The following is a 10900-nucleotide window of genomic DNA, read 5'->3' on the forward strand; positions in this document are numbered from 1 at the left end:
AGCCGATCCAATCCAAAGGAAATTGCCTTTTTAACCACCATTTTTAAGGATTTTGAAAATGACTACTACTACACCCGCAGCGAGCAACTTTTCACTTTCACCCGAACCTATTGCGATTGTCGGCATAGGTTGTCGTTTCCCTGGTGGCTCTTCCGGGCCACAAGCGTTTTGGGATAATTTGTTGGCCGGTAAAGATTGTATTGTCGATGTGCCGCACAGCCGTTGGGATGTAAATCGCTTTTACGATGCCGATAAAGAAAAGCCCGGCAAAATGTATGTAAAAAGTGGTGGATTTTTGCAAGAGGCCATTGATGAATTTGATGCGTTATTTTTTGGTATCTCGCCGCGCGAAGCAGCTGCTTTGGATCCGCAACAACGCGTGTTGCTGGAGGTGAGTTGGGAGGCACTGGAAGACGCAGGTATTGATCCTGAATCCCTGGGTGGTTCCAGCACCGGCGTATTTGTTGGCGGTTTTATGCTGGATAACAAATTGACCCAACTCAATCCGCTCAACCGTCACACCATTGCAAGCAACACCGCCGTTGGCATGACGCTGACCATGCTCTCCAATCGCATTTCTTATCTGTACGATTTGCGCGGCCCAAGCATGAGTATTGATACTGCTTGCTCCTCTTCCATGGTGGCATTGGATCAAGCCTGTCGCAGCATCTGGACTGGCGACAGTTCGCTGGCATTAGTCGGCGGTGTCAATATTATGCATCGGCCGGAGATTTTTATTGCAATGTGCAAAGGCGGATTCCTCGCACCCGACGGTCGTTCCAAAGCGTTTGATGAGCGCGGCGATGGTTATGGTCGCGGTGAAGGTGCGGGTATTGTGGTGTTAAAACTATTACGCGATGCCGAGCGCGATGGCGATAATATTTATGCAGTGATTCGTGCAACCGGTTGTAACCAGGATGGACACACCGACGGTATTACGGTGCCTAATCCAAATGCGCAGCAGGCGTTAATTCGCAAAGTGACGGACAAAGCCGGCGTGGAATTAAAAGATATCGCTTATTTTGAAGCCCATGGCACAGGTACAGCGGTGGGTGATCCGATTGAAATGTCGGCTATTGGCGGCACTGTCGGTCAAGCGCGTTCTGCCGATGAGACTTGTATGGTTGGCTCGGTAAAAGGCAACATCGGCCACCTGGAAGCAGCATCCGGTATTGCAGCAGTGATTAAATCAGCATTGTGTTTGCAACATGAATTGGTGCCGCCACAAGCCAATTTAATTAACCTCAATCCTAAAATTCCGTTTGCAAAATTACAATTGCATGTGCCGCGTCAAATTGAAAAATTACAGCCGGCAGATGGTAAACCCGTCTATGCCGGTATCAATTCATTTGGTTACGGCGGCACCAATGCCTGTGCACTTTTGCAAAATTATGTTCCGGCATTGAATGCAGATACTACTCATCCTGACATCACTACCCAAAAAATATACCTGTTGCCGCTCTCTGCCAAAAGTAAAAATGCACTCAAGGCGTTGGCGATTCAATATCGCGATCTGCTAAAACAGAATCCATTGCTGTCAATTAATGATTTGGTGTATTCCGCCGGTGCGCGTCGCGCGCACTTGTCCCATCGCGTTACCTTGCGCGCTGCCACTAAAGAGGAATTGATCGAGCGCCTTGAGCAATTTGCTAATGGTATTGCCGATGAAAGTATTCTGGAAACCCAGGTAAGTGATACCGCGAATAAATTAGCATTTGTATTTACCGGCATGGGTCCACAGTGGTGGGCGATGGGCCGTGAACTTATTAATAGCGAGCCAGTATTTAACGCGTCGGTAAAACACAGTGATGCACTTTTCCAAAAAATCGCCGGCTGGTCGATTCTGGCAGAAATGCAAAAAGACGAAACTGAATCGCGCATTACCGAAACACAAATTGCCCAACCGGCAAACTTTGTATTGCAAGCCGCGTTAGTGGATTTGTGGCGTTCATGGGGTGTTACGCCGGCGGCGGTTGTCGGTCACAGTGTGGGCGAAGTAACCACTGCCTATGTATCGGGAATTTTGTCGCTGGAGCAGGCATTGCTGGTGAGTTATCACCGCAGCCGCATCCAGAAAAAAGCGGCGAATCAGGGCTCAATGCTGGCTGTAGGTTTGACTGAAGCTGACGCACTCGCCGCTATCGCACCTTATAACGGTAACGTGTCAATCGCAGCGATTAACGCACCTACTGCAATTACGCTTGCAGGCGATGAACAGGCACTCGCAGAAATTTCGGCAAGCTTAACGGCAAAAGACGTTTTTAATCGTTTGCTGCAAGTGGAAGTGGCTTACCACAGTCCGACGATGGATCCGCTGCTCGATGAAATTCGCACCAGTCTCGCCACGCTATCGACTGTTAATGCGCAATTGCCAACCTATTCGACGGTTACCGGTACGCGCGTAGACACGACAGCGTTTGATGCGGAATACTGGTGCAAAAATGTGCGCGAGCCGGTGTATTTTTTTCGTGCCCTGGAACAGATGATTGCTGACGGTTATCAGGATTTTTTAGAGATTGGTCCGCACCCGGTGCTCTCGTCTTCCATTAAGGAATGTTTTGCCAAACATCAATTAAAGGGTTTCCTTGCCTGTTCGCTAAAACGCAAAGCCGATGAACAACACACTATCAAACGCGCACTTGCAGAAATTTACGGCCAGGGCTATGCCATTAATTGGACGGAAGTGGCGAGCAATCAGTTTATGCAGAGCGAAAGTTTTATCGTGAATTCTGTGCGGCCGCAATTTGTGCGCTTGCCGAATTATCCGTGGCAGCGCGAGCGCTATTGGAATGATGCCGATAGCTCCCTGCAGGATCGTATCGGCCAGGAAATTCCCCATGCGGCATTGGGCGTAAAACAGGAGGGACCGGATGATGCTTGGGTCAGCCAGGTAAACGCGCAATTTTTTGCACATCTGGATGATCACAAAGTAGAAGGCCTGGTAATTCTTGCCGGTGCAACCTATGTGGAAGCAGGCCTTGCTGCGCACAAAGCCTTGACGGGTAGCGATGCTTGCTTGATCAGCGATCTGAATTTGCATAACGCCATGGTGATTGATACAGACACCGAGCCGTTAATGTTTACTCGCGTTGATCAAACCAATAACAGCTATGCAATTCACAGCTACAACATTCAGGATAAAAACCAAACCACGTTACATGCCACCGGAAAAATCCAATCCCTCACCTTGGTGAGTTATAAAAAACTGGCGCTGGCTGCAATTAAAAAACGTTGCGACCAGCAAATTGATACAACGGCAATTTATCGCGAACTGACTGAGCGCGGTTTGCAGTACGGACCCTACTTTCAGGGCATTCAACAAATCTGGCGGCAAGATGAAGAAATTCTGGCATTGATCCAGGCGCACACAGATTTACAAGTGCCGGCCGATAATTATCAATTGCATCCCACGTTGTTGGACGCCTGCTTTCAATCATTAATTTCAGCGCTGCCAACCGAGGGTGCGTTTAACAAACAAGTTTATGTACCGGTCAGTATTCGCCAGCTGCGCCATTACCGAAAAGTGGGCAATGTATTTTATTGTCACGGCACCTTGAGTCATATCAGCGGTGAAGCTATCAGCGGTAACATTACCTTGTGCGATGAACAGGGCAATATTCTGGTAGAAATTCGCGGCCTGCGTTGCCAGTCACTGCGTGCAGCCAACAACAAAACAATCGATAACTTTGCCGATTGGACTTATCAACCGCAATGGCAGTTGCTGGATGCATTAAATGAAGATCAAGCCGCTGGCGAAAAAAATGCCTATGTGATGTTTTTAAATGAAGACGATGTGAGCAAGGATTTGTTGCGCACCTTTGTTGATAAACATAACGGCAATGTCAGCGTGGTGTATGCCGGTAATCGCTTTGAAGTGTTGGGCGATAATGCTTACAGCCTTGACTCACATAACAAAGCACATCTTGCGCAATTGTTTAAGGATCATATCGATCACCAATTTCCCGGCAGCATCAATGTGATTTATGGCTGGGCGATGGGCAGCAATGCGCTCGATCCGATTCATTTATCGGCTACGCAAACCTTGCTGGAGATAGTTCGCCAGGTTGAACAATTATCGGCACTCACCAAAACCCGTTTGTATGTATTAACACGCGATGCAGTGCGGGTAATTGCGAGTGATAAGGTTGGCGGTTTCCAGCAGAGCCCGGTGATTGGTTTGGGGCGCGTCATCGCCACCGAATTGCCCGCCTTGCAATGTACCTTAATTGATTTGGGTGCGGAGTTTACGCATATCTCTGCGCTGCAGGTTTTTTGCGAGTGCACCCAACATACACCGGAACTGGAAATTGCCTTGCGCAATGGCCAGCGCTACGCCTATCGCCTGCGCAATATTCCTCTCGCCGATGCCTATCAAGCAGATTTGATCGCGCCTGTTGCTAATACCGGTTTGACTTTGGCGACCCAGGGTTATGGCGAGAGCCGCACGCAACAATTGCAAATGGCTGATCGCACTGCGCCTGCTACCGGTGACATTGCATTGGAAATTTTGAGCCTGGTGGTGGATGCCGGCAGTCAACATAATGACTGGCGTGAAGTCTGCGCGCGCGTAGCGGCAGTGGGTTCGAACCACAGCCGTTACACAGTGGGTGATGAGCTGATTGCCTGTTATCGCGGCGCCATCGGTAACTGGGTGGTGGTGCCGGAAAATGAGTTGATCGCACTGAAGAAGCCGGCGCACTGGCGCCGTGAAAAATCGGCTTCGGCGTTGGTCGCTTTCAGTTTGGCGTGCGCCGGTCTGCTGGAATTCGCGCATTTGGGTGCGGCGGAATCGCTACTGGTTATTGGTGCAGAAACAGCGGTTGGCCAGGCAGCAATCCAATTGGCGCGATTGCATAAAACCGATTATTTGCAGGTGACAGCGGACTCCGATGAGTTCGCGCTTAACTCCGCATCCTTGACCGAAGATTTACTCGCGGCGATTTATCGTAAAGGTCACGTGGATGGTTTTGATGTGATCATTAATCTCGCGAGCGCTATCGATCCACAAATAAATAATACCAATCTGCAACTGGACAAATTGTTGGCTGACGGCGGCCAATATATTGCCATCCAGCAAGGCGATGCAGTGGCGGCACCGGTGGTTTTCTCTGCATCCAAGACACAATTGCTGTTGAGTCGCGATAAAACGCTCACGCCTTCCGCGCGTTTGCAAACCCTGCTTATCCATGTGGAAGCGGAACTGGCGCGAGTGGAAAGTGACGGGATTCATGCCCGCGAATACGGTGCGGCGGAAATCAGCACTGCTCTTGCCAGCCGTGAAGCATTGCCGGTGGTGGTGAACTTTACTGACCTGCGCAAACTGCATGTGGTGAACCGTAATTCCGCCAGCTATCGCATTAGCGACCAGGCGACCTATCTGATTACCGGCGGCTTCGGCGGTTTCGGTCTGGGCATGGCCAAATGGTTGGTGGAACAGGGTGCGAAGCATCTGGTTCTGGTCAGTCGCAGTGGTGCCAGCAGCCATGAAGCGCGCTTGGCCGTGGCTGATCTGATCGGTAGCGGTGCGCATGTTAAAGCGGCTGCGGTGGATATCGCCGATGCTGCCGCCGTGCACGGATTGCTCGCTGAAATTGAGCAACAGATGCCACCACTCAAAGGGATTTTCCACGCTGCCGGTGTTCTGGATGACCGCGAATTGCTGGCGCTGGATGACCAGAGCCTCGCCAACGTGATGCGTCCGAAAGCGCTGGGCGCCTGGAACCTGCATCAATTGACCCATCACTTGTCGCTGGATTGTTTTGTCCTTTACTCGTCTATCTCGGCGCTGATCGGCAACCGCAATCAGGGCAACTATGTTGCGGCCAACCTCTTCCTCGATTCGCTCGCCCAATATCGCCAGGCGCAGGGCTTGCCGGCCTGCTCCATTAACTGGGGCGCGCTGGCTGATGTGGGTATGGCAGCAGCCAACCCGAGTGTGATTGGGCATCTGGCGCAAGTGGGCATCAACGCCTTCAGCCAGGCGCAGGCGCTGGAAGCTTTTTCCCATTTATTGCAAGCGCCGGTCGCGCAACTCGGAATCTTCCAGGTGGATTGGGCGCGCTGGAAACAATTTGAGCCGGCGGGGACCGCGACTCGCTTCAGCGATCTCGCCGGTGCCGGGGAATCCGCTGAACAGGGCGCAAGCTGGCAGGAGTTGGCCGCGCAAGGTGAGGCGCTAATCCTGCAACCCTTGACTGACACTTTGAGCGAACTGGTGGCGAACACCCTGAGAATGTCGGTGGAGCAATTGGATGTTAATACACCGATCAATCGCTTTGGTCTGGATTCGTTAATGGCGATGGACCTGCAAATGAAAATGCGCGGCGAATTCAAAGTGGATGTGTCCATCCTCGAGCTGATGAAAGGCAACAGCATCGCCAAACTCGCTGAAGGTCTGGTGCAAAAATTGGTTAGCGCAATTACAGCAGCAAGCCCGGCAGAAACAACAGTACCGGTGAGCGGCAACCCAAGCGCTGCAAATAAAGAAACAAACAGTGAAGCTGCACAAGTTGATCAGCAAGTCGCGGCACTGGTTGAGCAATTAAATAATCTGGAGCAACTTTCCGAAGAGGAACTGGATGCATTACTCAAGCAGGAGGAAGTGTTCAAGTAGTCATAATTCTGGCTGGCTGCGTTACAGGGTAGTGACGCAGCTGACAAATAAAATCATTTATTTTCATAACTTTTTATTTTCACCACATTAGCTTCGCGCTTATCCTCTTCAGTTTTGCAAGGAATGAACGAGGATGACGACGATAAAGGAAACTATCATGGAAACTCTGGCAACTGCTGCGGTTACTCAGCCGCTTGGCAAAGACGAAAAGAAAGTGCTGCTTGAACGTCTGCTGCAACAAAAATTGCAGCAGGCAATGCAATATGCACCTATGTCCAAAGGGCAAGAATCCCTCTGGTTTGTGCATCAAAGTGATCCTCATTCCGCTGCATACAATGTGGCGAGTGCGATACGTATTTATTCCACAGTGGATACACACATTTTTACGCGTGCATTGAACCAATGCATCCAGCGCCATGCTGCATTGCGCACCAGTTACGCGATTAAAGAGAGTAAAAACACCCAGATTATTCATTCCAATGCACCAATCGGATTAATCCGTCGCGATGCTACTACACTCGGTGAAACTGAACTACAGCAATTAATTTCGGCTGATTATCAGCAGCCCTTTGATTTAACCTTATTGCCTGTTATGCGCGCGCATTGGTATGACCTGGATAATGGTGAAGCGGTATTTATGCTGGTGGTTCACCACATCGCCTTTGATGCCTGGTCGCTGTGGATTCTGATGGAAGAACTGAGCGAAATATATCAGGCGTTGCGCGCTAATCGCATTCCACAGCTGGCATTACAGGCACCTGCCTATCGCGATTATGCGCTGCAACAAGCGCAGTGGTTGAGGACAGAAAAAGGTGAGCGGGCAAAAGATTACTGGCTGGAAAAATTGGCGGGTGATATTCATCCGCTCACCTTGAATATCAGCAAACCGCGTCCGCGCATTCAAACTTTTAATGGCGCCAGTCATTATTTCCAATTGGCTCCGGAATTGGCACAATCGCTGAACGCCCTGGCAAAAACGCGTGGTGTCACTGCCAATAGTTTATTGCTTACTGCATTTTATACGCTGTTGTATCGCCATTCCGCACAAGAGGACATTTGCATTGTTTCGCCCACGGCCGGACGTATCAATGGCGAATTTGCGCGAACCCTGGGGTATTTTGTCAACCCGGTTATTTTGCGCAATCAACTTGCAGCGACCACCGCATTTACTGATTTGCTAGAGCAAGTGAATACCAGTTTATTGGAAGCGCTGGAGCACCAGGAATTTCCATTCAGTTCGCTAATCGAAGCTTTGAATCCACAACGCGACTCCAGTTACACACCTTTATCACAAGTGTCATTTGTATTTCAAAAGCCACAACAGAATGATGGTTTGAACAGTGCATGGGTTCCCGGCCAGCAAGGTCCGAAAATTACCTGGGCCGGTTTGGATATCGCGCAATTCCCGTTGAATCAGCAAGAAGGCCAATTTGAATTGGAATTGGAAATTGTCGATACCAAAGGCAGCTTCTATGGCATCTTTAAATACAACCGCGATATTTTTTCTGCCACAAATATGCAAATGCTGGAAAATCATTTGCGTGAGCTGTTGCAAGGAATTGTGGCAAAGCCCGAAACTGAAATTGGTCGCTTACCATTAATTACTGCTGCGGAGCTTGCACAATTTGCGCACTGGAATGATACACGTGTAGTTTACCCTGCACATCGCAACCTGCATGAACTTATTGAGCAGCAAGTAGAAAAAGCACCGCAATTACCGGCGGTGCGTTTTGAAGGCAAGCAGCTGACTTATGGCGAATTAAATGCGCGTGCCAATCAGTTAGCGCATTACTTGATCGAGCAAGGTGTTACAGCAGAAACCAAAGTGGGCGTGTGTATGCATCGTTCATTGGAAATGGTGATTTCGCTGATCGCTATTATTAAAGCCGGCGGCGCTTATGTACCGGTGGATCCTGGTTATCCCGCCGCACGCGTGGCTTTTATGCTGGAAGATATTAATTCGCCGCTGTTGCTCACCCAGGAAAATGTGCTGGCAAATTTACCGGCTAATAATTCGCGCATGATTGCAGTAGATAAATTGGCGTTGGATAGATTTCCGCAAACCAATCCTGCACTGGATATAGGTCCGGATAATCTGGCCTATATGATTTACACCTCCGGCTCTACCGGCAATCCCAAGGGCGCCATGAATACACACGGCGCTATTTGCAATCGTCTGTTATGGATGCAGGCGGAATATCAATTGAATGAGCAAGATCGTGTCCTGCAAAAAACACCGTTCAGCTTTGATGTATCGGTGTGGGAATTTTTCTGGCCGTTAATGACCGGCGCTGAATTAATTGTGGCACGTCCGGACGGCCATAAAGACACCCAATATTTGCTGGATATTATCCAGCAAACCGGTATCACTACCTTGCACTTTGTGCCGTCCATGCTGAGCATTTTTGTGGCGGATGAAAAATCTGCACACTGCACCAGCATTAAGCGCGTGATCTGCAGCGGTGAGGCGTTGAGTTATGATTTGCAGCGCCGCTTCTTTAATCGCCTGGATACCGAGCTGCATAATTTGTACGGCCCGACGGAAGCGGCGATTGATGTGACCTATTGGCAGTGCGATAAACATTACGCCGCTAATGTAGTGCCGATTGGCAAACCTATCGCCAATATCCAAATCCATATCCTTGATACGTTTATGCAGCCTGTACCTGTAGGTGTAAATGGTGAATTGCATATCGGCGGCATAGGTTTGGCACGCGGTTATCACAACCGCCCGGAGTTGACCGAAGCAAAATTTATTGCCGATCCGTTTTCACCTGATCCACGCGCGCGCCTGTATAAAACCGGCGATCTGGTGCGCTACTTACCCGATGGCAATATCGACTATTTGCAACGCATCGATAACCAGGTCAAATTGCGCGGTTTCCGCATTGAGTTGGGTGAAGTGGAAGCCATGGTGTGCAGCTGCAATGGTGTGCGTGAATCCGTGGTGGTAAAGCGTAGCGGCGCAACAGGTGACGATTATCTGGTGGCTTATATAACGCGCGACAACGCAAATATAACTGAAACAGAAATTCTCGCCGAGGCGGCACAAAAAATGCCGGCACATTGTGTGCCCGGTGCGATAGTGGTGTTGGACTCGATTCCGCTCACACCCAATGGCAAAGTGGATAACAAAGCATTGCCGGCATACAGCTTTGCTTCTGCCTCGCAACAACAGCTGGTGCCACCGCGCAATCAATTGGAACGCAAATTGGTATCGCTTTGGTGTGAACTGTTAAAGCTGGATACGATTTCTATTAATGACAATTTTTTTAGTCTCGGTGGCCACTCACTATTGGCCGTGCGTTTGATTGCGGTAATTGAAGCGGAGCTGGGGCAAAAATTTCCACTTTCCAGTTTGATCAAACATCCGACTATTGAACAATTCGCGCAATTAATTGAAAGCAGTATTGCCGATGGCACGGACGGCCAATGGCATTCATTGGTGCCGATTCAACAAAAAGGCGATAAAAATCCCCTCTTCTTTATTCCTGGTGGCGGTGGCAATGTGTTGTATTTTTACGCGCTTTCCCGGCAACTAGGCAGTGACCAACCTTTTTATGCAATGCAGGCAATCGGTCTCGATGGCACAACTGCGCCGCTCGATTCAATCGCTGCTATGGCGCAAGCCACTATCGCAGAAATCAAACGTGTTCGTCCGGCCGGCCCTTACATTATCGGTGGGCATTGTGTCGGCGGTTTGATTGCATTTGAAGTTACCCAGCAGTTGCGCGCTGCCGGGGATGACGTTGAGCAATTGATTATTTTCGATGCGCCTGCACCGCATTTTTTCCAGGAGAAAAAAATTATCGCACTGGGGAATGCTGAGTGGATCGGTGTGCTACTCAATAGCATTGAGCATATGACCGGCAAGCGTATCAGTATGCCGACGGAGCAATTGCACGCGCATGAAGCAGAGCACCAGTTGCATTTGTTACGGCAAAAACTGGCGGAAGCCAACATGGTGCCTGCGAATACTCCGCTGACGCAAATCAAAGGGCTGCTGGACGTATTTAAAGCCAATGCGCAATTGCATTTTCCTGCCGCCGAAAAAATCTGGCCAGTGCCACTCACGCTATTGCGTGCACGCGATACCAATCTGCATTACGACTATACAATCTATGACGATGCCAATACCAGTATTGCGCAATCAACGTTGGGTTGGCAGCAATATGCACAGGGTAAAGTGAATGTGGCGCTGGTAGCAGGTGATCACATCACCATGCTTGCACCGGAGCAGGCGTCCAGTCTGGCTAGCCAATTACAAAAATTTATTTACGTTTAAGG

At 49.7% G+C, this 10900-nt stretch carries 2 protein-coding genes; both read left to right on the forward strand.

All coding sequences use genetic code 11. The features are described 5' to 3' along the window. The first annotated feature begins 58 nt into the window (after nucleotides 1–58). Nucleotides 59–6613 carry an SDR family NAD(P)-dependent oxidoreductase gene (locus tag AC1RJL_RS10445; RefSeq protein ID WP_492913657.1) on the forward strand — a complete coding sequence of 2185 codons (6555 nt, stop codon included), beginning with the start codon at nucleotides 59–61 and terminating at the stop codon, nucleotides 6611–6613. A 157-nt stretch (nucleotides 6614–6770) separates the two neighbouring features. Continuing rightward, entirely contained in the window at nucleotides 6771–10898 is a 4128-nt protein-coding gene (locus tag AC1RJL_RS10450; RefSeq protein ID WP_492913659.1) for a non-ribosomal peptide synthetase, read from the forward strand. The last annotated feature ends 2 nt before the right edge of the window (nucleotides 10899–10900 follow it).

The organism is Cellvibrio sp. GW822-FHT04B05 (assembly GCF_058800985.1).

Bases quoted from the DNA above. Each gene is read 5' to 3' on its own strand.
- AC1RJL_RS10445 (WP_492913657.1), top strand. From the start codon at position 59: ATGACTACTACTACACCCGCAGCGAGCAACTTTTCACTTTCACCCGAA.
- AC1RJL_RS10450 (WP_492913659.1), top strand. From the start codon at position 6,771: ATGGAAACTCTGGCAACTGCTGCGGTTACTCAGCCGCTTGGCAAAGAC.